This window comes from Coleofasciculus sp. G3-WIS-01 (assembly GCF_040223135.1).
GTDB lineage: Bacteria > Cyanobacteriota > Cyanobacteriia > Cyanobacteriales > Coleofasciculaceae > Coleofasciculus.
The window spans coordinates 14,411-36,997 of the sequence record NZ_JAVJZI010000168.1 but is presented as its reverse complement, the minus strand read 5'-3'; the positions used below and the strand labels follow the sequence as shown (position 1 = coordinate 36,997).

Annotated in this window: 18 protein-coding genes; 8 read left to right on the top strand and 10 right to left on the bottom strand. The window is 45.7% G+C overall.

Translation table 11 applies throughout. The annotated features are described in order from the left end of the window. Positions 1–63 precede the first annotated feature (63 nt). Together RIM23_RS16340 and RIM23_RS16335 are read right to left on the bottom strand one after the other, a co-directional pair. A complete protein-coding gene (locus RIM23_RS16340) occupies positions 64–1,185 on the bottom strand; it encodes a type IV pilus twitching motility protein PilT (RefSeq protein WP_446368279.1) in 1,122 nt (373 codons plus the stop codon). 112 nt (positions 1,186–1,297) lie between these two features. Then, entirely contained in the window at positions 1,298–3,301 is a 2,004-nt protein-coding gene (locus tag RIM23_RS16335) for a GspE/PulE family protein (protein ID WP_446359271.1), read from the bottom strand. 728 nt (positions 3,302–4,029) lie between these two features. Between RIM23_RS16335 and grpE the strand changes: the two genes are divergently transcribed. The 6 genes from grpE (at position 4,030) to rsgA (ending at position 9,737) form a co-directional block, all read left to right on the top strand. Next, on the top strand, positions 4,030–4,836 hold the full coding sequence (gene grpE / locus RIM23_RS16330) for a nucleotide exchange factor GrpE (RefSeq protein WP_446368247.1): 807 nt from the start codon (positions 4,030–4,032) through the stop codon (positions 4,834–4,836). Between the two features lie 174 nt (positions 4,837–5,010). Next, complete coding sequence (dnaK, locus tag RIM23_RS16325) at positions 5,011–6,981, top strand: molecular chaperone DnaK (RefSeq protein WP_446368246.1); 1,971 nt, start codon at positions 5,011–5,013, stop codon at positions 6,979–6,981. 12 nt (positions 6,982–6,993) lie between these two features. Next, complete coding sequence (locus RIM23_RS16320) at positions 6,994–7,125, top strand: hypothetical protein (protein WP_446359274.1); 132 nt, start codon at positions 6,994–6,996, stop codon at positions 7,123–7,125. Positions 7,126–7,147: 22 nt separating this feature from the next. Continuing rightward, complete coding sequence (gene dnaJ, locus RIM23_RS16315) at positions 7,148–8,272, top strand: molecular chaperone DnaJ (RefSeq protein WP_446368245.1); 1,125 nt, start codon at positions 7,148–7,150, stop codon at positions 8,270–8,272. Continuing rightward, a complete protein-coding gene (locus tag RIM23_RS16310; protein WP_446368244.1) occupies positions 8,269–8,538 on the top strand; it encodes a sulfurtransferase TusA family protein in 270 nt (89 codons plus the stop codon). Before dnaJ ends, RIM23_RS16310 begins: the two co-directional genes overlap by 4 nt. Beyond that, positions 8,535–9,737 (top strand): small ribosomal subunit biogenesis GTPase RsgA, encoded by a 1,203-nt coding sequence (rsgA, locus tag RIM23_RS16305; protein ID WP_446368243.1) that lies wholly within the window; start codon positions 8,535–8,537, stop codon positions 9,735–9,737. The genes RIM23_RS16310 and rsgA overlap by 4 nt, the downstream gene beginning before the upstream one ends. 143 nt (positions 9,738–9,880) lie before the next feature. Here rsgA and RIM23_RS16300 read toward each other — a convergent pair whose 3' ends face one another. The 6 genes from RIM23_RS16300 to tyrS form a co-directional block, all read right to left on the bottom strand. Continuing rightward, positions 9,881–10,681, bottom strand: a complete 801-nt coding sequence (locus RIM23_RS16300) for an ion transporter (protein WP_446368242.1) — start codon at positions 10,679–10,681, stop codon at positions 9,881–9,883. Positions 10,682–10,795: 114 nt separating this feature from the next. Then, positions 10,796–11,356 carry a hypothetical protein gene (locus RIM23_RS16295; RefSeq protein WP_446368241.1) on the bottom strand — a complete coding sequence of 187 codons (561 nt, stop codon included), beginning with the start codon at positions 11,354–11,356 and terminating at the stop codon, positions 10,796–10,798. A gap of 221 nt (positions 11,357–11,577) precedes the next feature. Then, a complete protein-coding gene (locus tag RIM23_RS16290) occupies positions 11,578–12,483 on the bottom strand; it encodes a glycosyltransferase family 2 protein (RefSeq protein ID WP_446368240.1) in 906 nt (301 codons plus the stop codon). After that, entirely contained in the window at positions 12,476–13,621 is a 1,146-nt protein-coding gene (locus RIM23_RS16285; protein ID WP_446368239.1) for an SDR family NAD(P)-dependent oxidoreductase, read from the bottom strand. The genes RIM23_RS16290 and RIM23_RS16285 overlap by 8 nt, the downstream gene beginning before the upstream one ends. 100 nt (positions 13,622–13,721) lie before the next feature. Beyond that, a complete protein-coding gene (gene pyrF / locus RIM23_RS16280; protein ID WP_446368278.1) occupies positions 13,722–14,438 on the bottom strand; it encodes an orotidine-5'-phosphate decarboxylase in 717 nt (238 codons plus the stop codon). Positions 14,439–15,231: 793 nt separating this feature from the next. Then, positions 15,232–16,404, bottom strand: coding sequence for a tyrosine--tRNA ligase (gene tyrS, locus RIM23_RS16275; RefSeq protein WP_446368238.1), 1,173 nt, complete (start codon positions 16,402–16,404; stop codon positions 15,232–15,234). A 497-nt stretch (positions 16,405–16,901) separates the two neighbouring features. On the opposite strand from tyrS, the gene RIM23_RS16270 reads away from it, so the two are divergent. Next, positions 16,902–18,824: a transglycosylase domain-containing protein gene (locus RIM23_RS16270; protein WP_446368237.1), complete on the top strand. Its 1,923-nt coding sequence runs from the start codon at positions 16,902–16,904 to the stop codon at positions 18,822–18,824. 672 nt (positions 18,825–19,496) lie between these two features. Beyond that, entirely contained in the window at positions 19,497–20,798 is a 1,302-nt protein-coding gene (iscB, locus tag RIM23_RS16265) for an RNA-guided endonuclease IscB (protein ID WP_446368236.1), read from the top strand. A gap of 149 nt (positions 20,799–20,947) precedes the next feature. On the opposite strand, the gene RIM23_RS16260 is transcribed toward iscB, so the two are convergent. Both RIM23_RS16260 and RIM23_RS16255 read right to left on the bottom strand, forming a co-directional pair. Next, on the bottom strand, positions 20,948–21,838 hold the full coding sequence (locus RIM23_RS16260) for a tRNA-dependent cyclodipeptide synthase (RefSeq protein ID WP_446359283.1): 891 nt from the start codon (positions 21,836–21,838) through the stop codon (positions 20,948–20,950). Between the two features lie 168 nt (positions 21,839–22,006). Beyond that, complete coding sequence (locus RIM23_RS16255; protein WP_446359284.1) at positions 22,007–22,492, bottom strand: TerB family tellurite resistance protein; 486 nt, start codon at positions 22,490–22,492, stop codon at positions 22,007–22,009. Positions 22,493–22,587: the final 95 nt, after the last annotated feature.

Below are 22,587 nucleotides of genomic sequence, written 5' to 3'. Positions count from 1 at the left end.
TTAAAGGGAAGGGTTAGTTATCTGGTGATGTTTTTTGTTCACGAAAAAACTAACCCCGATAACTTAGCGAGTCTTAGCACCAACTTTACCGCCCCCGGCAGCCATTCCGGCGGCTCCACCGATAATACGCTGTAACTCGTCGGGCTTAGAACTCTTGGACACAGCTGCTTCAAAGGAAATTGTTCCTTGTTTGACTAAATTTGCCAACGTCTGTTCCATGGTGATCATGCCCATTTTCATCCCGGTTTGGATGGCGGAATACATTTGGGACACTTTCCCTTCACGGATTAGGTTAGAGATAGCCGGGGTGACAATCATAATTTCCTGTGCCATTACCCGACCAAACTCACCGGGTTTCGGGTTTTTCTTGGGTACTAGGGTTTGACTGAAGACGGCGACTAAGGAGTTCGACAGCTGAGCTTGAACTTGAGGTTGTTGTTCAGGGGGGAACACGTCCAGCATCCGGTTCACGGTTTGAGAGGCGGAACTGGTGTGTAAGGTTCCCATGACCAAGTGACCCGTTTCTGCGGCTGAAATTGCCAGTGAAATGGTCTCCAAGTCCCGCATCTCACCGACCAGAATCACATCCGGGTCTTCCCGTAAGGCAGCTTTGAGAGCATTGGCAAACGTTTTGGTATCTTCACCTTTTTGACGTTGGTGAACTAAGCTTTTAATATTGGGAAAGACGTACTCAATTGGGTCTTCGACGGTAAGAATATGTTCGGGTCTGGTACGATTAATTAAATCAATCATTGCCGCCAATGTGGTGGTTTTTCCCGAACCCGTAGGTCCTGTAACCAGCACTAATCCCCGAGGACGTTCGCTCATTTCCCGCACAATATCAGGCAGACCTAACTGATCAAAGTTGGGAATCTTGGAGGACAACGCTCGCAAACAAGCGGCGTAGTAACCCCGCTCCTTATAAACATTGACCCGGAAGCGAGCTAATCCCTTCACTCCATAAGAACAATCCAATTCCCAGTTCTGCTCCAATTCTTTGCGTTGACTATTATTGAGCATACTGAAGATCAGCTTCTGACATTCTTGGGGATTCAGGGGGTCTTCCCCAAAAGGTTGAAGTTTACCACTAATACGGAAATAGACCGGTGCCCCAGCTTGAATATGCATATCTGAGCCACCCATTTCAATCATTTGCTCCATCAAGTCTTCAATAATTAAATCCATTGCCATGGTGTTGTCTCCCAATACGAATTAGTTGTTGGTTATCGGTGTTTGTTTCCGAATCAATTGTTGTTGGGGGTGAAAGCCAACAACAATTCAGGAATAGCCGCAACAGTTAGTCACGGAAGCGCGGGGTCATACAATACGGACAATCTAACCACTCCGGTTGTAACCCGGCGCCGCAAGTGCTACAGGAGAGGGATTGCTTGCGTTTGGCTTTCAGTTCTGCCTCAAGACCAGAATCAGTAAAGGTGACCCGTTCTACTTCTTCCAATGTGGTATGACCGTCCTGCACCAGGTTTAAACTATAGAATAATAAGGTTTTCATCCCTTCCTCAACCGCTGCTTCTTTGAGCCGTTCGGCAGGCGCTCCTTCGTTAATCAGGGTTTGCAGTCGTTCGGTCATCCGCATGACTTCATACACACCCACTCGTCCTTTGTATCCGATCCCATTACATTTTGGACAGAGTGTTCCTTTGGCACGAGCTTCGGAGATTTCATCTGGTTGTAGGGTATTGGCTTTATAGAACGTGACTTCCCCTTCACTGGAAGCGGACAGACCAAATCGAGCCAGTTCAGCCGCACTAGGTTGGTAAGGTGTGCGGCACTCCGAACAAACCCGCCGCATCAGGCGCTGGGCTAACACACCTAGCAGCGCACCCGACACCATGAACGGTTCAACTCCCATTTCATCCAGGCGGGGGATGGCGCCAGCCGCGTCATTAGTATGAAGAGTGGTTAAGACTAAGTGTCCCGTGAGCGCCGCTTCAATCGCGGTTTTCGCGGTTTCCTTATCGCGCGTCTCACCCACCAGAATCACATCTGGGTCTTGCCGTAGAAATGAGCGCAGAATTGAGGCAAAGTCCATCCCTTTTTCCCGCAGTACCTGCACCTGGGTAATACCGGGTAAGGAATACTCAATTGGATCTTCTGCTGTGCTGATATTGACGCCTGGATCATTGCGCTCAGCCAGGATTGAATAGAGGGTTGTGGATTTACCTGAACCCGTTGGACCTGTGACTAAGATCAACCCAAAGGGGCGTGCTGCCATTTCCCTGACAATTTCCAAGCTTTCGGGGTCAGTGATCAGAATATCCAAACCAAGCTGGGTGCTAGAGTTATCTAAAATCCGCAGCACAATCTTCTCACCGTAGCGACTGGGTAAGGTACTGACTCGGAAGTCAACCTTGCGCCCTTGGAACATGCGCCGAATTCTGCCATCTTGGGGCAATCGACGTTCGGCGATGTCCAAATCTGACATAATTTTGAAGCGAGCCGCAACGGCATCTTTAATCTTTTTGGGTAAGGGTTCAAAGGCTTGCCTCAGTACGCCGTCTTTGCGGAAGCGAACACGTAAGTATTCCTCCTGGGGTTCGATGTGAATGTCAGAGACGTCCTCTTGCAGGGCTTTGGCGAGGATTCGATTCACCAAGTTAATCACCGGGGCGCCACCGGCTTCATTCAGGGCTGCCCCTAAATCAGCTTCTGTTTCGTCCGGTGCATCGGAAAGGGTGTCGAGATTTTCAAGATCCTTACTGATGTCTGTCTGCTTGGCAGCTTCCTGTTCCTTCTCTTGTGCCAGTTTGTGATCACGATATTGATTAATCAGATGCTGATAGTCTTCCTGGGTAATCACCATCCGCCGTAGCCCAATCCCTTGAGGGCGCAGAATCCGGTTCAGATCATCTTGGGCGTCGAGATTATCCGGATCAACCATTGCCACCAGAACCGATGGCGGTTGTGTGTCATTCTTGGATAATGGCACCAAGCGATAGCGACTACAGATGTCAATGGGAATCAGGCTTTCTATGAGTTCCTTGACTTGGTGACCTGAAATTTCACTAAGTTCCGGATCGAGAGATTCAACACCGTAAAGTATTTTTAGTTCAAATAGTTGCTGTTTCTTGTACTGGCGCACTAAGTCGGGTGGCAACTGACGCCCGGTAATTGATTCAACGACATCGGTTAGAGGTCGTCCTGACTTACGGCTTTCCGCCAATGCCTGCCGCATTTGACCGTCATCAACGTAACCCGATTGAACTAGTTTATTTCCAAAGGGCGAAAAATCGTTTTTGACAACAAGGGCACGTCTTGCTGATGATGATGGGGATTGAGTCATAGTGGGTGAGACTATCTCCTTAAAGATTACAGAATTCCTAAAAGTTTTAGCTTTTGTCGTACTGGAGAAAAAGGCAACGGTAAGCCCATTCGCCAAGCCGTCGATTCAAATAAAATGGCTCGACAGATCTCAGGATGGCTCCCTTCTCAATGGGTTTAGATCGGAGTACCCATGCTGAGAAACACTTTGAGGCGTGAATAAGGTCGGATGCCAACATGCTGGAGTTACCAATATCCTGGCAAGGGTGAAATGCAAGTTTTCAGATAATCTAAACGTGATAGAATTCTGACTGAAGTCAAAATTAGTCCTCTATACCCTGATAGAATACTCTATTCCTTATTATAAATGGGGATACCGCCACAAGTTTTATCTTAACCGTTTTACACCCCTTGGAATTCAACTGAGTCTCACCCGTCTCCAGGTTAGGGTTGCTCTACTCGTGCAGGGTGGCGGCAAATACCCAGCCGTAAAAATACTCCCCGTCTCCCAGACGTGGCTAACGTCTCGAACATGCTCCAGGAAATCCTGTTGAGTGTGCTATTGAATCAATAGACACATTATTAACAGACAATTTTCACCAGTATGTACTAGGATTTGAGGAGGTAGCAATCCCGACTTGATGCCTGGGGCTTTAGCCTACCCTAAATCTTGCCGTTAATCTGGGCAAGGTAAACGAAGCCATCCTAGAAGGAGCAGGAGATTGATCGAGTTTTTAGTACGAGTGAATCATGAGTGACGAAGAAAAACAACAAAATACTACGTTGCAACAAACAGATAAGCATAAGGCAGTGAATTCAGATAACCCCGATTTAAATGAGGCAACTTCCGAGGTGGAGGTTGGGACACAACCTGAGGTTGAGTCACCATCAACGGCAGAAGCGGCAACCTCTGAAGTGACAACCGAAGCGACAAAAACTTCGGCAGGGCAAGGCGTGGAGAGTGAGTCTGCTGAATCAGACTCCGCCGGATTGCCAAGTCAGGAGGATGTCGCGGTTATCGAAACCTTAAAGCAGGAAAATGAACTCCTTAAAGCTCAAATTGAGGAAATTAATCAGCAATTTGAAGCCTTTAAAAGCCAATCGATGCGGATGGCAGCCGATTTTGATAACTTCCGCAAGCGGACGGCGAAAGAAAAAGAAGATTTAGAACATCAAGTTAAGCGGAATACTCTGGGCGAGTTATTATCCGTGGTCGATAACTTTGAGCGGGCGCGATCGCACATCAAACCTCAAAATGATGGGGAGATGGCAGTGCATAAGAGTTATCAGGGAATTTACAAGCAACTCGTGGAGGCATTCAAACGCTTAGGGGTTTCGCCGATGCGTCCGGAAGGAACGGAGTTTGATCCCAATTTCCACGAAGCGGTGATGCGGCAGCCGAGCGATGAATACGGCGAAGGAATCGTCATCGAACAGCTTATGCGTGGTTATTTCTTAGGCGATCGCGTGCTGCGCCATGCCATGGTTAAAGTTGCTGCGGCTCAAGAACCCATGGTAACCTCAGAGGAGGACACCTCGGCAGAACCAGAAAGTTAAGCGGCAGGGGTATACCTGCCTGGCTTGTCTGTCTCTAAAATAGATCTTGTCTAAGTAGCTGTAGCTGGTTTAATCAACCCGAAAAAAACGGTTGAGCGAACATCAGGCGAGTTCTGTAGCCACAGATTACCACCTAAAGAAGAAAACCTTACCGATCAAATAGGCCGAAGCGCTATGGGAAAAGTCATTGGCATCGACCTGGGCACAACTAATAGTTGCGTGGCTGTCCTGGAAGGAGGTCAGCCCCTCGTCATTTCCAACACGGAAGGCGGACGAACCACACCGAGTATTGTGGGATTTGGCAAATCGAATGAGCGCTTGGTTGGTCAACTGGCGAAGCGTCAGGCAGTTCCCAATGCTGAAAATACTGTCCATAGTATTAAACGGTTTATTGGTCGTCGCTGGGATGACACGGTAGAGGAGCGATCGCGGGTTCCTTACACCTGTATCAAGGGTCGCGACGATACCGTTGATGTCCAAATCCGCTCCCATCAGTATACGCCGCAGGAAATCTCTGCCATGATCCTGCAAAAGCTCAAAGCCGATGCCGAAAACTTTCTCGGTGAACCCGTAGAACAAGCGGTAATCACGGTACCTGCCTATTTTACCGATGCCCAGCGACAAGCCACCAAAGATTCTGGAACCATCGCAGGTCTAGAAGTGCTGCGGATCATCAACGAACCAACCGCAGCAGCGTTGGCTTATGGTCTGGATAAGCAAGACCAAGAACAACAAGTCCTCGTCTTTGACTTAGGCGGCGGTACATTCGATGTCTCGGTCATGCAACTGGGTGACGGCGTATTTGAAGTCAAAGCCACGTCTGGCAACAACCATTTAGGAGGCGATGACTTCGATAACGTAATCGTGCGCTGGATGATTGAGCAGTTCAAGGAACAAGAAGGCATCGATATCGGCGCCGATAAGATGGCGTTACAGCGCTTGCGAGAAGCCGCAGAAAAGGCGAAAATTGAACTCTCTAGTATGTTGAACACCTCGATCAACCTGCCGTTTATTACAGCAGATGAAACAGGTCCGAAACATCTAGAGATGGAATTGTCACGAGCGAAGTTTGAAGAACTGGCGCTCGACCTGATTAAAGGTACCATCGAACCCGTAAAACAGGCGCTCAAAGATGGTGAACTTAAGCCCGATGATATCGACCGAATTCTGCTGGTCGGGGGTTCGACTCGCATCCCAGCCGTCCAGAAAGCGATTAGTAAGTTTTTCGGCGGTCGCCAGCCAGATAAATCGGTCAACCCCGATGAAGCCGTTGCCCTAGGTGCAGCTATTCAAGGGGGCATCTTGGGCGGTGAAGTTGAAGACTTGCTGTTGCTAGACGTGACCCCGCTCTCACTGGGAATTGAAACCTTGGGCGAAGTTTTCACCAAAATTATCGAGCGTAACACCACAATACCCACCAGTAAATCGCAAATCTTTTCCACGGCGACGGACGGGCAAACCTCTGTGGAAATTCACGTCCTCCAGGGTGAACGGGCGATGGCTCGTGATAACAAAAGCTTGGGTAAGTTTCTACTAGCAGGCATTCCTCCGGCTCCCCGAGGTGTGCCTCAAATTGAGGTATCCTTTGATATCGATGTCAATGGAATTCTTAACGTCTCAGCGGCGGATAAAGGTACAGGAAGAGAGCAAAGCATCCGAATTACCAACACCGGTGGATTAAGTGGTGGCGAAGTGGAACGGATGCGCCAAGAAGCCGAGCAATATGCCGAAGAAGACCGCCGTCGGATGCAACTGGTGGAACTGAAAAATCAAGCCGAAAGCCTCTTCTACAGCTACGAATCGACCCTGAAAGACAATGCCGATTTGGTACGTGAGGACTTGAAGGCGCAGGGAGAGAAGAAAAAGCAACAGCTACAAGCTGCGCTCAAAGACCCATCGATTACGGTTGAGGACGTTAAACAGCAACTGGAAGATTTCCAACAAACGCTGTTTACTATTGGTGCAGCCGTCTACCAGCAAAGTGCGCCCGATTTGGAACCCGATGAGATTAGCGAAAGCGAGGAAGACCTTGCCTCACCAGTAGAGGTTAGTGAACCCTCAGAATCGGAACCCGAAGAAGAAGAGTTAATTCTTAACTTTGATGATGAAACCGTAAATAATGCTGACGATGAAACAGTTGACTAAGGTAATGCATAAATGGAAGTAGCAATTCGTTGGTTTTTTGATCCAAAATGGATAGACGTGCAGGTGAGCCGGATATCAGCCATCGGTGGCGCTCAAGCCGATCTCCTGAACAGACTATCACTATCAACCCACCCCCTAACGTAATCCAACCCTCCTGCATTGCTCTATGCCTGACTACTATGACGTTCTCGGCGTCTCTCGCGACGCTGACAAAGAAGAAATAAAGCGGGCTTACCGTCGCCTTGCCCGGAAGTACCACCCAGACGTTAACAAGGAACAAGGAGCGGAAGAGCGATTTAAAGAAATTAATCGAGCTTACGAAATCCTGTCCGAACCAGAGATGAAGGCGCGATACGACCGCTTTGGCGAGGCGGGTGTATCATCAGGTGCTGGAGCTGGCTATCCAGATTTTGGGGATATGGGTTTTGCCGATATCTTTGAAAGCTTCTTCAGTGGTTTTGCTGGTGGTGCGGGTCAGCAAACAGCGCGTCGGCGTGGTGGACCGGTGCGAGGGGATGACCTGCGCCTAGACTTGAAGCTGGAATTCCGGGAAGCTGTATTCGGTGGGGAAAAGGAAATTCGGATTCCTCACCAAGAAACCTGTAATACCTGTAACGGTACCGGAGCAAAACCGGGAACTCGACCACGTACCTGTTCGACCTGTAGCGGCACAGGACAAGTGCGTCGCGCTACTCGTACCCCCTTTGGCAGTTTCACTCAAGTTTCAGTCTGTCCCACTTGTAACGGCGAAGGACAGGTGATTGAGGATAAGTGTGAAACCTGTGGGGGATCAGGTCGCAAACAAGAAACCAAAAAGCTGAAAATTACGGTTCCACCTGGTGTGGATAATGGAACCAGGCTGCGGGTTTCTAAAGAAGGAGATGCGGGATCGCGCGGTGGTCCTCCAGGAGATTTATATGTCTACCTATTTGTTGAGGAAGATGCTGAATTTCAGCGGGATGGCATTAATGTTCTGTCTGATCTGAAAATTAGCTACTTACAAGCTATTTTAGGCTGTCGTCTACAGGTTAATACCGTCGATGGTCCGGTGGAGTTGAAGATTCCCCCAGGAACCCAACCGAATACGGTGTTAACGTTGGAAAATCATGGTGTGCCAAAATTAGGGAATCCTGTGAGTCGGGGCGACCATTTGATTACGATTCAAATAGACATTCCCACCCGGATCACGACGGAGGAACGGGAGTTGCTGGAGAAGCTGGCAAAAATTAAAGGCGATCGCACAGGTAAAGGAGGGCTAGAAGACTTTTTGGGAGGACTGTTTCGCGGATGAGTAAGCCAACGGTATCGACAATTAATCAGACACCCGATGCTCAACTGGATTTGCGAGGAACACCTTGCCCAATTAACTTTGTGCGAACTAAGCTACGTCTAGAACAAATGACGCCCGGATCTTTATTGGAAGTGTGGCTTGATCCGGGGGAACCCATTGAACAGGTTCCCGATAGTTTGGCGATGGCAGGTTACCCCATAGAGGCACTCGAAAATCACACAGACTACTTTGCCCTAAGAGTACGGTGTCCTCAAGCCTCTGCATGAGTGAGATAGCAGATATCCCACCGTCTGAGTTATGTCCCCCCTTCTTGGGGACAGTTCTGGCAGTTCAGGCTAATTTTTATCAGGTTCGATTAGAGTCAAAACTCAGCCAGGGCGGGTTTTGTACAAACGTTACCATCAATAACCAGCAGCAAATCCCTAAACCCGCCCCTACAAATCAGGTTCCCGATCAACCTAGCTTTGGGTCAACACTCAACACTCAACACTCAACACTCAACACTTTACTCTGTACTCGTCGTTCTCGATTGAAAAAAATTGGTCAACGGGTCATGGTGGGCGATCGCGTTGTCATCGAAGAACCAGACTGGACAGGGAATAGAGGTGCGATCGCGGATGTTCTCCCTAGGATTACCCAACTGGATCGTCCTCCCGTTGCTAATGCTGAACAAATTCTCTTAGTTTTTGCGTTAGCAGAACCTACCCTTGATCCTTATCAACTGAGTCGCTTTTTAGTCAAGGCAGAATCAACGGGTTTCCAGGTGTGCTTGTGTCTCAATAAAAGCGATTTAGTCACAAAAGAAGCACAACAGCAGTGGCAGCAGCGCTTGAGAGCTTGGGGATACCAACCCATATTTATCAGTGTTTACAATAATATAGGTTTAGCAGAACTCAGCGATCGCTTAAACCAAAAAATTACGGTCTTAGCTGGATTGTCTGGAGTGGGGAAATCTAGCTTAATTAACCAACTTGCCCCTGAAGCCAACCTACGAGTGGGAGAAGTAACCGGAAAATTAGGAAGGGGACGCCACACCACCCGCCATGTGGAATTATTTGAGTTACCCCAAGGGGGTTTATTGGCAGATACGCCGGGATTTAATCAGCCTGACTTGGATTGCACGCCAGGTAATTTAATCCATTACTTTCCCGAAGCGCAACAACGGTTAGCGGTAGCCAATTGCCAATTTAGTGATTGCTTACATCGAGATGAACCCAACTGTGCGGTACGGGGAGAGTGGGAACGCTATGATCATTATCTGGGTTTCTTAGAGGAAGCGATCGCGCGTCAGGAACGGTTGAATCAACAAGCTGATCCAGAGTCCACTCTTAAGGCGAAAACCAAAGGAAAGGGGCAAACGCAGTACGAACCCAAGTTAGAAACAAAGAAATATCGACGGCGTTCGCGGCGGACTCAACAGCAGGATTTAGAGGAACTGTATCAGGAAATCGAAGATTTACCTTGATTTAGCAAGAATAATCCCACTATTCATTTTCCGGTGAAGGTAAGTTCATTACTACTCCCTTATTAGATGGTGTATTGTCGGGTTGATTTTGAGCCAAAAATTTCCGAACTTGCACCATTAATGCAGTATTATACTGATAACAATCAAGATTTAAATAAATCAGCCTGCTCTAATTTAGTCCCACAAATTTTACAAAACTGAGCATCAGAATCATGAAACGGCAAACCACACCCGGCACAGACTTTCTCCACTTGGTTAGCCGTTTTCAGTAAATACTTGACTAAATCTCCCAATTGCCAAGGAATGAGAGCAATACCTGTCAAAATCATCAGCACTGTTAGTAATCGACCCCCCTCTGAAATTGGTGTGAGGTCACCAAACCCAACAGTGGTCATCGTGACTACGGCAAAATAGAAGGCATCTAAAAATGTATTAAAATTTTTAGGATTGATTCGATGTTCAACTTGATAAATTAATCCAGAGTAAACAAATATTATGGTAAATAATGTAAATAATATGCGGGCAAGGATAATGCTATCTTGATTGCTAATACTAAAAACATAAACTTTCAACGTTAAGAATCGAACTAACCGCAAAATCCGGAACCAGCGAAAAATCAAAATAAATCGAATATCAGTTACACCGAGGAAAAAAGGTACAATTGCGATCAGGTCGATCAGAGAAACCGGGCTAAAGAAGAAATTAACTTTAGACTCAGCGACCCAAAATCGGAGTAAATACTCGACGACAAAAACAATTAATATAATTCGGTCAATAACATCTAAACTTAGGCGAAATAGCGGTGGTATGGGATAAGTTTCTAACACAAAAATTGCTGAAGACAAGAGGATTAACCCCATAATCAGCAAGTTGAATCGCCTACCCACAGGCGATTCAATATCTTCTACGTAAAGAGCAATAGTTTGTCGCAAATTATCGGGCATTAATCTGGCACTATCAAAGAAAAATTAAAGACTGGAGTTGAGGTATTTACCAAAATGCCCTCAATAAAATTTAACAGATTCAGCACTGATTTCTAATTTCAATTGTAAGATAAACTAATATCTGTAGGAGACTTGAATTGCGCCCGCCCGACAATCTCGCAACCAGAGCTGCACGGCTCGACCCATAATACCATCACTACTCTCTCGTGGCGGCGTTGGTGGGCGTTCTGGTGAAGCTGAACCTAGGCGCGTAAACATCAGAGCCAAGCGCCATCCACTATCGGTATGGGTTAAAAAGAGCCAGTGAAAACTTTGGGTTTCAATTGCACCTCCCTCGACATATTGGCGTTCTAGAGTAGTGAAAAACACTTGCTGCGGGGGTTCTACGCTGGCAGTTGTCACAGAGTTATAGGAACCAGGACCAAGGGTCAGGGGTTGAAATTCTGCCCGCCCTGCCACGATGATATATAGATTGATATCAATGTCGTCATTTACAGGTCGCGATCGCTGAATCACCCGATTCGCGTAGTTAGGCAAATCCCGCAGCATCAGAGATGTTAAGGTTTCTACATCAGAGGGACAAGTCGCCGATTGAGCCAGAAGTATAGGTTTAGGGGTACAAGGATACAGGAATGTAGGGGTACAGGGGAGGACGATTTGCTCTGTCGGTTTCATCTTCAGCGTTTGTGATCCGAGGATGTAATCGGTATTAAATGCTCTACTAGGCATCTGGAATCCCAGCCAACAGGCAACTGTTAGGCATTGGATCAACTTAAGATTCATAGGGAGTTACAAGAGACTTGGACAATAAACTATTTCGACCAAAAAATAGAATAGTGCGATCGCTAAACTATCAGGTTTAATAGCTCAAAAGCAAGCCCCATAAGAACTGTAGTTTAAAGAAATAGTCCTTCAACAAAAGACTTTTGCAGAAGCAAAAAAGTTTTTAAATTACGGTTATATCTTCCGGTTAGTAAAAAACTAAAAGGCATTTTCACAAAATAATAAGCAATAAAAAATTTGGAATACAGTGTATTTTGTTTTTTCAGGAAGTAAATATTATTTCTTGTTGTATATCTTAGATAGAATTCCGCATACTTGGATTGTGGTATTCCCCTCATAGATTGTGTTAAAGCGCCAACTTTGTGATAAAGCTTAGTATTAGGAGTATAATACATTAAGTGTTTACCATTTTTCCAAACACGGTAAAAGAAATCTACTTCATCAGCATAGACAAAATATTTTTCATCCATTAAACCAATATCTTCAAAAACTTCCTTTTTAATTAATGTACAACAGGTTGGTGCATAATCGACTCTTTCAACACAATTGAACTGTCCTATATCTTTGTGATTTAAACCTCTATTCTCTGGAAGATACCCATTGGTTTTACGAAAAAAACCGCCAGCACACCATATAACATTAGGACGAGAATGATACATCATTTTAGGAGTTGCCATACTACAGTTATTCTCTCGGATAACTTTTAATAGTTGAGAAATTAAATCCGAACTAAACACTGTATCATTGTTAATTAGTAGAATATAATTGCAATCGTCTTTTAAAGCAGCTTCAATGCCCTGATTATTTCCGGCAGCAACTCCTCGATTATTCAAATTATTAATAGTTAATATTCGCCTGTCATGATAAAAGTTAATTATAGTTAAAGTTTTATCTGCTGATGCGTTATCTATCACATAGAGCTTAAAATTTTCATGACTTTGGGAAAAAATTGAATCTAAAAATTCTTCAATAACATTTTGGCTATTGAAAGTGACAGTAACAACCCCTACTTTATCCATAAAATAAACCTTTTATCCTTTTGAGTTCATCGATTGAGGATTCATAATAATCCTTAGATACGCTTTGCTGTTTAACCCATTTTACAAACTTGGATATTCCTTGCTCAAATGTATATTTAGGTTGAAAGCCTAGTTGATTTTTGATTTTTGATAAGTCAGCACAGTTATGACGTATATCTCCCACTCTAAAGTTTCCGCTTATAGTTAGATCAATTTCACTATCTAAACCATATTGATGCCGAAGAATTTCTGCAACTTGTAATACTGATATCATCCGTCCTGAGCCGACATTGAATATTTGATTATTGGCTTGATTATGTTCTAGTCCAAGAATTGTCGCTTCAATAACATCGTCAATATAAATAAAATCTCGGCTTTCCAAACCGTCTTCCCAAATATTGATAGGATGACCATTCAAAAGCCTTGTAGAGAATATGGATAGAATCCCAGTATATGGATTAGATAAAGATTGTCCAGGTCCATAAACATTCTGATACCTAAATATCACATAATCAATTCCCAGATGTTCGCAGACATTTTTGACAAGCTGTTCTTGAGATGCTTTGGTGATTCCGTAAATTGATAATGGCTTTATCGGTGATTCTTCATCTGTTGGCACACACTTAAGCGAATGATTACAAAAAGGACATTGTATGTCAAAATTGCCCTTTATTAATTCTGGTATTTTTCTGCTACTGGGATAAATATTTCCATGTTCTTGACAAAAATATTTGCCTTCTCCATAAACAGCTCTTGATGATGATAAAATTATTTTTTGGATAGAAGAACTACCGTTAGTAATCTGTTCGAGTAAAATGCCTAGACCTCGCAGATTAACATCTATATACTGTTCAATTTGGTACATAGACTGTCCTGTACCTGTTTCGGCAGCTAGGTGTATCAGCACATCTTGGTTTTCTAAAACTTTTAAATTGTCTTTCTGGTTTCGTATGTCTCCTTGAAAAAAAATACTAAATCTTTGCAATTTTTTAAGATTATTTTTTGTGAAATAATTTTCATGAACTTGATTTGACAAGTTATCTAATATAGTTATGTTATAGCCTTTCTGAAATAAACTCTCAGCCAAGTGACTACCAATGAATCCTGCACCTCCTGTAATCAAAATATTTTTAACCATAGTTTTCCCCTAAAGCACACAGTATATATTTTTATCGTTTACGTCTATATAAAAAAGATAATTCCCGATCAAGGATCAGGCTTAATTTATTAATTAAAATTTAATATTTTAATAACTCCTGGCAAATTCTCTCCCAGGCGGCGACGGGGTCAGGCGCCGCCGTGATGGGTCGTCCAATCACCAAGTAATCAGCGCCCGCTTTCAGGGTATCTGCTGGCGTCATTGAGCGCTGTTGATCGCCCTGTTCAGACCAACTGGGACGGACACCGGGACAAACCAGGAGAAAATCATCGCCACACACTTGTCGCAGCTGGGACACTTCTTGGGGCGAACAGACTGCCCCATTTAATCCGGCTTTTTGCGCCAAAAGCGCCATCTGTAGGGTGTATTCGGGTAATTCAATTGGAACCTTTAAATCAAAGGCTAAATCTCGCGAGTTCAAACTGGTGAGTAGGGAAATTCCAATTAATTTCGGTGGTGAACAGGCGGCGGCTTCTGCTCCTTGCTTCGCTGCTGCTACCGCCTCTTTGAGCGCCCTACGACCGGCTACAGCATGAATTGTCAGTAAATCTACGCCATACCCAGCAGCCGCCCGTGTCGCCCCAGCTACCGTATTGGGAATATCGTGAAACTTTAGATCTAAAAAGATCCGTTTTTGCCGATCTTTGAGAATCTGAAGAATCGCAGATCCACTACTGACAAATAGCTCCAGTCCTACTTTCCAGAACCTCACTTGGGGTAATTGTTCCACGAGAGCGATCGCGTGGGCTTCGGTAGGTACATCTAAGGGGACGATAATCCGCTCTGCTACTGACATGGGAAATGCTTGTTGATAAGTAGCCACAGATTATCCCATTTTCATTTAACCGTGCAACTTATGCAATAGAAGAAGGCGCTCTGACCAACTTATCTGACTGTCTAAACCCGTCCCTACAATTGCATAAGGGCGGGTTTTGTTGAGCCGTTATTGGTGAGTTGCAAACCTGAGCCTCTAAACCCGCCCCTACAAACCCATAGATAGTTTAAGGGGAAAGAAATTTCTTTCCCCTTTTTTGTATTGATATGCGTGAAGTGTCTTCCTCCCCAAAAGGGGAAAGACTTCTCCCGACCCACAGGCATATAGCCTGTTTTGTACGAAACTATTGAGGAACGATACTCAGTTCCGAGGCACCGCTTTACAGGAATCCGACTTCCTCGGACGTTCGTTCTCTTCGTAGTATAGCAAAGCTAGCGGTATCTTTGTTGTTTGCTTTTCTTTCTATGTTTTGCCAAATTAGGTAATGGCTCTGCCTTCTGCATGGATGCTCGATAAAAAAGCCATTCCCAGAAAAACCCATAGCAGTATGAGCGGCAATAATGGTGACATGAGCGAACCTCCTATGGAACACACAGTCTGATTATCTTTATAATACCACCTGATCTCACTGATTTAGTTGACAAATCTTTAAACTTGCGCTAATGCCAGGGAGCGTGGGTGTAGGGGCGGGTTTTACAGATAACTTATGCGACTTTCGGTGAAACTTGACTCGCACCCGCCCTTAGGGAAGCTTTTTACGCTGAAATCCTTAGAGTGTTTTCCCTCTGCCATCTGCCCTCTGCCTTTTTGTAGCTTACGAAACCAACCGTACAGATTTCTTTTTCCCCACCTGTAAAACCTTACCCTCTAAAGCCTCTGGGGAATCAAAGGTGCAGTCTACATCTGTAATGCGATCGCCCTCTAGCTTCACACCTCCGCCTTTGATCTGTCGCCGCCCTTCGCCACTACTGCTGCACAGCCCACTAGCATTGAGGATATAGAACAACTTAACCGGAAACTCGACTTGGGAGAGGGAAAATTCTGGGATAGCTCCCCCGCCTGCAGCCTCATCCGCCTCCTTTTTACCGTGATATTGGGCGACAATTGTCCAAGCCAAGAGTTGTTGGCGATCGCGGGGATTTGTCGGGAGTTCCTCTAAGGGTAAATCGGTGAGTAGCTCAAAATAGTTCTCTAACAGATTATCCTTAGTCCCTTCCAGCTTTTGATACATGGGTTGAGCCGCCTCCTGCAACCCCACATAATTATTCAGCGACTTAGACATCTTCAGCACGCCATCTGTACCAATTAAAATCGGCAGGAGTAATCCAAACTGGGGAGTTTGACCAAAATGCCGCTGCAAGTCTCGCCCCACAGCAATATTAAATTTTTGATCCGTTCCCCCTAACTCCACATCCGCCTTAACTACCACAGAATCATACCCTTGCATTAAGGGATAGAGAAACTCATGCAGGTAAATCGGATTTTCCTGTTTAAATCGTTCCGCAAACCCCTCCTTAGCGAGCATCTGCCCCACCGTCATCGTGGCTAACAAATCGAGAATCTCCGCCAAATCCAGCTTACTCAGCCATTCCGAGTTATAGCGAATCTCCAGGCGTCCCGGTGTTTCAAAATCCAAAATCGGACGCACCTGATCCAAGTAAGTTTGGGCATTTTGCTGCACCTGTGCTTCAGAAAGCTGCTTCCGGACATCAGATTTGCCACTTGGATCACCAATTCTTGCGGTAAAATCGCCAATAATTAGGACAGCCGTATGACCCGCATCTTGAAACGCTCGCAGTTTCCGCACGGGAATACTATGACCCAAGTGGATATCTGTCCCAGTCGGGTCAATTCCCAACTTGACCCGCAAGGGACGCTCAGTTTTGAGAATCCGTTGCTCTAGGTTCTCATTCGGGTCTTGAGAATCTGGTTGGTTGGGAAAAATGTCACTAACACCTCGGTATAACCAAGATAATGACTGAGACATTGTGTTTAAGGAGTTTGACATTCGTCTGGGAAATCTTTAAGGAGTGAACGGCTCATTAGGGATATGGAAACAAGTTTTCTACCATTGGCAATCCATCTCGCCTCTTAATCATCGATTATGGCTGGAGACTTCTTGCCCGATTAGTTAACGTACACGAGAGTAGCAGATGCTTAAGATTTACCGTTGTTTATGCCAATCCAGAAAAGTAATGTTACCATTTTTTCAGCCAAAAGCCAAAATACTTCGGTTTTTGATCATGAACGATTATCTCAGGCTTAACATTAAGAAAGATCTAAGGGAGAACACCGTCCACTGATTCAACGCTGGGAGCAACGTCCACAGGGGACAAGAATCGCCAAAACCGAATCGATCGCTAATCCTGACTTTGCCATAAATTTCTGTAATCATCTATAGAAGGTATAGAACGTATCCCCCCTAAGGTTGCCTCCCACACAGCCATCCAGTATTTTTTTCTTGAGTGAGGAAGTGAAATCACTGTGTCGTCTAGTACCATCCAACAAAAACAACAAAGAGATAGTAAAAAGGGATTGCCACCGGCTTTCCGATTCGTGCAAGGAGTCACTCAGGTAACAGGCGGAACCATTCTCGGCATTACAATGCTAACTAGCTCGGTTGTGGCTGGTGGGCTGGTTGGCTTGGCGACAAGCTTCCGCAATCTTCCCGATGTGAGAGTTCTCAGGGGCTATGTTCCCACCGAAACGACCTACGTCTACGATATTAAGGGGAAGCACCTGGCTAGCCTGCATGGTGAAGCGAATCGAGAGGTGGTTAAGTTAGAAAACATTAGCCCCAATCTCAAGCGAGCGGTTATTGCCATGGAAGATAGTCACTTCTATATTCACCATGGCGTTAACCCCAACAGTGTGGGTCGAGCCTTTTTAGCCAACTGGGAGAAGGGGGCTGTAGTAGAAGGCGGCTCTACCTTGACCATGCAGCTAGTGAAAAACTTGTTTCTGTCTCGGGAGAGAAAGTTCTCTCGTAAAATTGCCGAGGCAGTCATGGCAATCCGGCTGGAGCAAATCTTCACCAAAGACCAGATATTGGAAATGTATCTGAATCAGATCTATTGGGGTCATAACAATTATGGCATCCAAACGGCATCTGAGAGTTACTTCGCCAAGCCAGCCACTGACTTAACCTTGGCAGAATCAGCCATGCTCGCTGGATTGATTCAGTCTCCCGAAGAATATAGCCCCTTTGCCAACTATCCCTTAGCCAAACAACGGCAAGCAATCGTGCTGGAGAGAATGCGGGAACTGGGATGGATCACGGTTCAAGAGAAAAAAGATGCTTTAGCTCAACCCTTGCGTTTGGGCAAGTTAACCTCCTGGCAAACCAGCCAGCTTCCCTACATCACAGAAGCTGTCGTGGCGGAGTTGAATGAGCGATTTGGTCGAGATGCGGTTCTCAAAGGGGGGATGCGCGTCCAAACCACGGTAGATTACAATTTCCAGCGCATGGCGGAAAACACCATCGCTCGCGCTCACCAGAACTTGCGCCGCCGGGGGTTATATGCTGATCAAGTCGCACTAGCCGCTGTTGATCCGCGCACCCATTATGTCAAAGCCTTGGTGGGGGGTATCGGTTACGAAAAGAGTCAGTTCAACCGAGCCATTCAATCCCGACGCCAACCGGGTTCAGCGTTTAAACCCTTTGTTTACTACACTGCCTTTGCCACTGGCAAATATACCCCCTATTCCACGGTGATGGATACCCCAGTCAGCTACCGGGATGGGAGTGGGTGGTATTCGCCCAGAAACTATGGAGGTGGTTACGGCGGAGGGATGAGTATTCGTACTGCGCTGGTTCAGTCGCGAAATATTCCCGCCGTTAAGCTGGGCAGAGCCGTTGGGTTAGATAAAGTGATTGAAGTGTGCCGCACTCTGGGGATTAAAAGCCCCATGGAACCCGTAACCTCTTTACCCCTAGGTGCGATTGGGGTGACGCCCTTGGAAATGGCAGGGGCTTACGCTACCTTTGCCAATACAGGTTGGCATTCTGATCCGACGATCATTGTCCGGGTGACTGATAGTATGGGCAATGTGTTATTAGACAATACCCCGAAACCTCGCCTTGTTCTTGATCCATGGGCATCGGCTTCCCTGAATGCTGTCCTCCAAGGCGTGATTGAAGGAGGAACCGGAACCGCTGCTCAAATTGGACGCCCTGCGGCTGGGAAGACGGGAACAACGAGTTCAGAACGAGATGTCTGGTTCGTCGGATATGTGCCACAATTATCCACGGCGGTTTGGATTGGCAATGATAACTACAGACCGTTAGGGGGTGGGGCGACAGGGGGTGGATTTGCTGCACCAATATGGCGCGACTTTATGAGTCAGGCGTTGAAGGGTGAGCCAGTACGCTACTTTGAACCTGCGTCTAAGTATCCCCGTCCTTAAAACACTGATTTCACAGATTTCTTGTCCAGATTTGGGTAGGGAGGTGAGAGGTTAGTCACACGGATTACACTGATAGGTTAGTTCTCTCATCTTCAGGTTAGAGATACCGTAGGGTGGGTTTCGACTTCGCCAGTACGCTACTTTGAACCTGCGTCTAAGTATCCCCGTCCTTAAAACACTGATTTCACAGATTTATTGTCCAGATTTGCGTAGGGAGGTGAGAGGTTAATTCGGGGCTGCTGTTGGGAGTCTTGTGTGAGGCAGGGGATACATTTTTCCTGCTCCAGATGCAAGGATGAGGAGTATTTATGTACCAAAAGCTTGCACCATCCCCGGTAAAAAAATGCTTGAAACCCAAGTATTGTATACCTTCTACATTAATGCAGCAATCCCTAATTAAACTGATGACACTGAAAAGTAAACGGCAGGCTGATTAACTTTTGTAACATTACGCTATCCGCTCAACACAGGACAACTGTGGACAAGATAGCCATGACTGAGGCTTAAAAGCCTACGTTAAAGAGGTCAAGACACCTACGAATGCTTTCCAGTTTGTAGCCCTGTCGTCAAGGATTAAACAGGTTTATTGAGCTAAGCCAGTGTCTTTGACCGAACAAGCCTCTTTAACTTTGTCGAGGAACACGTTACCGGAGCAATCCGAGATTAAAACTTATGTTTGTGTTTGTACTGGACAAAAATAAAAAACCGCTCGCTCCTACTCACCCAGCACGCGCCAGAAAGTTGCTTCGTACTGGCACAGCGTCAGTGTTTCGTCGCTTTCCATTCACGATCATTTTGCCTGACACACAGGTGAAGGACTCTCAAGTCTCAGAATACAGATTAAAAATTGACCCAGGAGCGAAAGTCACAGGAATTGCCGTCCTCAAAAGCAATGTGGTGGTATGGGCAGCCGAATTAACTCATAGGGGGTTCGCCATCCGAGATGCGCTTACCACCCGCCGTCAAGTGAGACGCTCACGACGCAATCGCCAAACTAGATACCGTAAAGCACGGTTCAATAACCGCCGCCGTCCCTTCAGGTGGTTGCCACCATCTCTAAACAGTCGAGTTCAAAATATATTGACTTGGGTAAGGCGATTATCACGAGTCTGTCCGATCATGGGCATTAGCCAGGAGCTAGTCAGGTTCGATCTACAAAAGATGCAGAACTCAGAGGTATCTGGCGCAGAGTATCAACAGGGCGAGCTGGCGGGCTACGAGGTTCGCGAGTATCTCCTTGAAAAGTTCAATCGGTGTTGTGTCTACTGCGGTGCAACCGACACTCGACTAGAAGTCGAACACGTCAAACCACGCTCACTTGGCGGCAGTGACCGGGTTAGCAACCTAGCCATCGCTTGTCGCCCGTGCAACCAAGCTAAAGGGAGTCAAGACATTCGAGAATTCTTGGCGGGTAAGCCAGATGTTCTCAATCGAATTTTTGCTCAACTCAAAAAACCATTGGCTGATGCTGCTGCTGTTAATAGGACCCGATGGGTTTTGTTTGAGCGACTCAAAGCCACGGGGCTACCCGTGGAAACTGGGACGGGTGGACAAACCAAGTTTAATCGCATTCGTCTGGGATTAGAAAAAACTCACTGGGGAGATGCGGTAGCTGTTGGCAGTTCAACACCCCACCGGGTCATAGTCAAAGTCGTCAAACCTTTGATAATCAAGGCTACAGGTTACGGGCATCGACGGATGTGCAATATCACCAAGTTTGGTTTCCCTCAAGTGAATAAGAAGGGTGAGCTAGCTGTTCGTTCTAGGGTGAAAAAGGTTTACGGCTTCCAGACTGGGGATATGGTAAAGGCTGCTGTCCCCAAAGGGAAAAACGCAGGTACTCATGTTGGTCGAGTCACAGTTAGAAAAACCGGGCAGTTTGATATTTCCACATCTATCCAGAAGCTTCAAATCATTAACCACAAATACTGCACACCAATCCATCGGCATGATGGCTATAGTTATGCCACATAATCCACTTTTGTCCATTGATTTAATGACTAGAGGCGCACCGATCGCACTCAAGGGCAAGGATTTTGTATGTTCCTGAAAATGAACACAGTTATCTTTATTTATGTCCGAAACGAGCTGGTAAGTATTCCACCGGACATGATATGATGCCATTATTGGGTTTCATGTCCACTTTTAGCTGTCCACTGTTTGAGGCGCAAGCTAACCCAGACCATCTGCTTGAGTGGTTCAGGGACTTCTGGGTATAAACCCTCCACAATTTCTTCAAAGGTTTTGATTGATCCGGGATAAACAAAAACAGACCATCCTTGTTTAACGAGACAAGTTAATAAAGCTGACTCCTCAAGCAGGTAGGTTGTACCCAGATACATTTTTTCTGAGTTATAATCGTCTTGCCTATTCCCCGCTTCCACCTGTTCACCTCGATTGAGATATTTCTGGGCAAATGAGTTGACCATGTTTTGAAAAGATTGGTCTTTTTGATAAAGACAGTGGAGTTCCTGGTAATACATCTCAAAGTCTGATTGATTCTCAATTTGCGAAGTCTTTTGGAACTCGAACTTACAACGTCCGGAGTATTGGTTGAACAGGTAACTGTTTTCATCGATAAACTGCTCTCCAGTGCGAATTGCCTCCAAGCGAGCTTCATCTCCTTTCACTCCCTGTCTCACCTCGATTGTCAGTCGGTATATACTATCACAAACTAGGACTAGGCAAGCCGGAAAGTTTTCGCTAATCCATTTGATACAGGCTTCGATGCGCTTAGGATCAACAAAGTTTTTACTGCCAAGGCTGATTCCGAAAACACACTGTTTATATTCAGATAGTGAACTACGTAGACGAGATGGAAAGACTTTAGCTAAACTTGCCTTGTACCCATGAATCTGGGACATTTTTTCTGTAGAATTGGTCAAGTTCAAGCATTTTTTCTTAATGTAAATTGCTTTACCAATTTTAGATTGAATCAGCTTCAACCGCTCTAGGGAAAGCTGATTCCAGTCAAAGTTTTCGATGATTTTTTCTTCATCTCTATGACTATTCATACAATTAAATATTCTTGGGGACTGTCTGGAAGAACGATAACTATTATCCTGAAATCCTGATTCCCTATTTTCTCCACAGTTTTTTCCCAGATATCAAAACAGGATTTTGATAGACTTACTCATAATACAAACCTATCAAAATCCTCTAGATAAAGGTGTTAACCTAAATTAAACGTCTGTCTCAAATAAGGCAAGCCGCAGTCGCTGGGTTGATTCTTCCAATTCAGCCAAGGACTCTAGAGTCACAACAGTACTGCGTTCTATGCCTAAAATCTCTGCTGCTTTAGCCACAGCCGCTTTTTCTTTTTCATGGTAATTACCATCAGCTCGGCTCATCTTAATCGCTTGGTACAACATGGAGCGGCGAAAATTTAGAGGGAAATCATAGCTGATCCCCTTTAATAGATCCTCAATATTGGCTCCCTTCCAATCGAATTGACGTAGGGCTTCGATGTATTCTTGAGGGTCTACTATCAAAAGCTCTTGTTCATCAACATACCACTGGAATTCAGCTTCTCTGAGTTCGCCATCGGCTCCGGCGATCGCCATCAGGGCACCACCATACTTTACTGCCACATCAAAATCAATGGGTTGAGTGATATTGTATCGATGCTTGGCATATTGAGTGGGTTCCAAACTGTTTCCACTACTCATATTTGGCTCCTTTGCTTAGAACATACATTCGGTATTCTATTACCCTTGAGTCATTTGAGCAAGTAAGTCAGGCTAGCTGAATAAATCTCCTGTTG

Bases quoted from the DNA above. Each gene is read 5' to 3' on its own strand.
- RIM23_RS16335 (WP_446359271.1), bottom strand. From the start codon at position 3,301: ATGACTCAATCCCCATCATCATCAGCAAGACGTGCCCTTGTTGTCAAA.
- dnaK (WP_446368246.1), top strand. From the start codon at position 5,011: ATGGGAAAAGTCATTGGCATCGACCTGGGCACAACTAATAGTTGCGTG.
- RIM23_RS16340 (WP_446368279.1), bottom strand. From the start codon at position 1,185: ATGGATTTAATTATTGAAGACTTGATGGAGCAAATGATTGAAATGGGT.
- RIM23_RS16260 (WP_446359283.1), bottom strand. From the start codon at position 21,838: ATGAATAGTCATAGAGATGAAGAAAAAATCATCGAAAACTTTGACTGG.
- pyrF (WP_446368278.1), bottom strand. From the start codon at position 14,438: ATGTCAGTAGCAGAGCGGATTATCGTCCCCTTAGATGTACCTACCGAA.
- RIM23_RS16310 (WP_446368244.1), top strand. From the start codon at position 8,269: ATGAGTAAGCCAACGGTATCGACAATTAATCAGACACCCGATGCTCAA.
- RIM23_RS16295 (WP_446368241.1), bottom strand. From the start codon at position 11,356: ATGAAACCGACAGAGCAAATCGTCCTCCCCTGTACCCCTACATTCCTG.
- RIM23_RS16290 (WP_446368240.1), bottom strand. From the start codon at position 12,483: ATGGATAAAGTAGGGGTTGTTACTGTCACTTTCAATAGCCAAAATGTT.
- dnaJ (WP_446368245.1), top strand. From the start codon at position 7,148: ATGCCTGACTACTATGACGTTCTCGGCGTCTCTCGCGACGCTGACAAA.
- RIM23_RS16255 (WP_446359284.1), bottom strand. From the start codon at position 22,492: ATGAGTAGTGGAAACAGTTTGGAACCCACTCAATATGCCAAGCATCGA.
- iscB (WP_446368236.1), top strand. From the start codon at position 19,497: ATGTTTGTGTTTGTACTGGACAAAAATAAAAAACCGCTCGCTCCTACT.
- RIM23_RS16320 (WP_446359274.1), top strand. From the start codon at position 6,994: ATGGAAGTAGCAATTCGTTGGTTTTTTGATCCAAAATGGATAGACGTG.
- RIM23_RS16300 (WP_446368242.1), bottom strand. From the start codon at position 10,681: ATGCCCGATAATTTGCGACAAACTATTGCTCTTTACGTAGAAGATATT.
- grpE (WP_446368247.1), top strand. From the start codon at position 4,030: ATGAGTGACGAAGAAAAACAACAAAATACTACGTTGCAACAAACAGAT.
- rsgA (WP_446368243.1), top strand. From the start codon at position 8,535: ATGAGTGAGATAGCAGATATCCCACCGTCTGAGTTATGTCCCCCCTTC.
- RIM23_RS16285 (WP_446368239.1), bottom strand. From the start codon at position 13,621: ATGGTTAAAAATATTTTGATTACAGGAGGTGCAGGATTCATTGGTAGT.
- tyrS (WP_446368238.1), bottom strand. From the start codon at position 16,404: ATGTCTCAGTCATTATCTTGGTTATACCGAGGTGTTAGTGACATTTTT.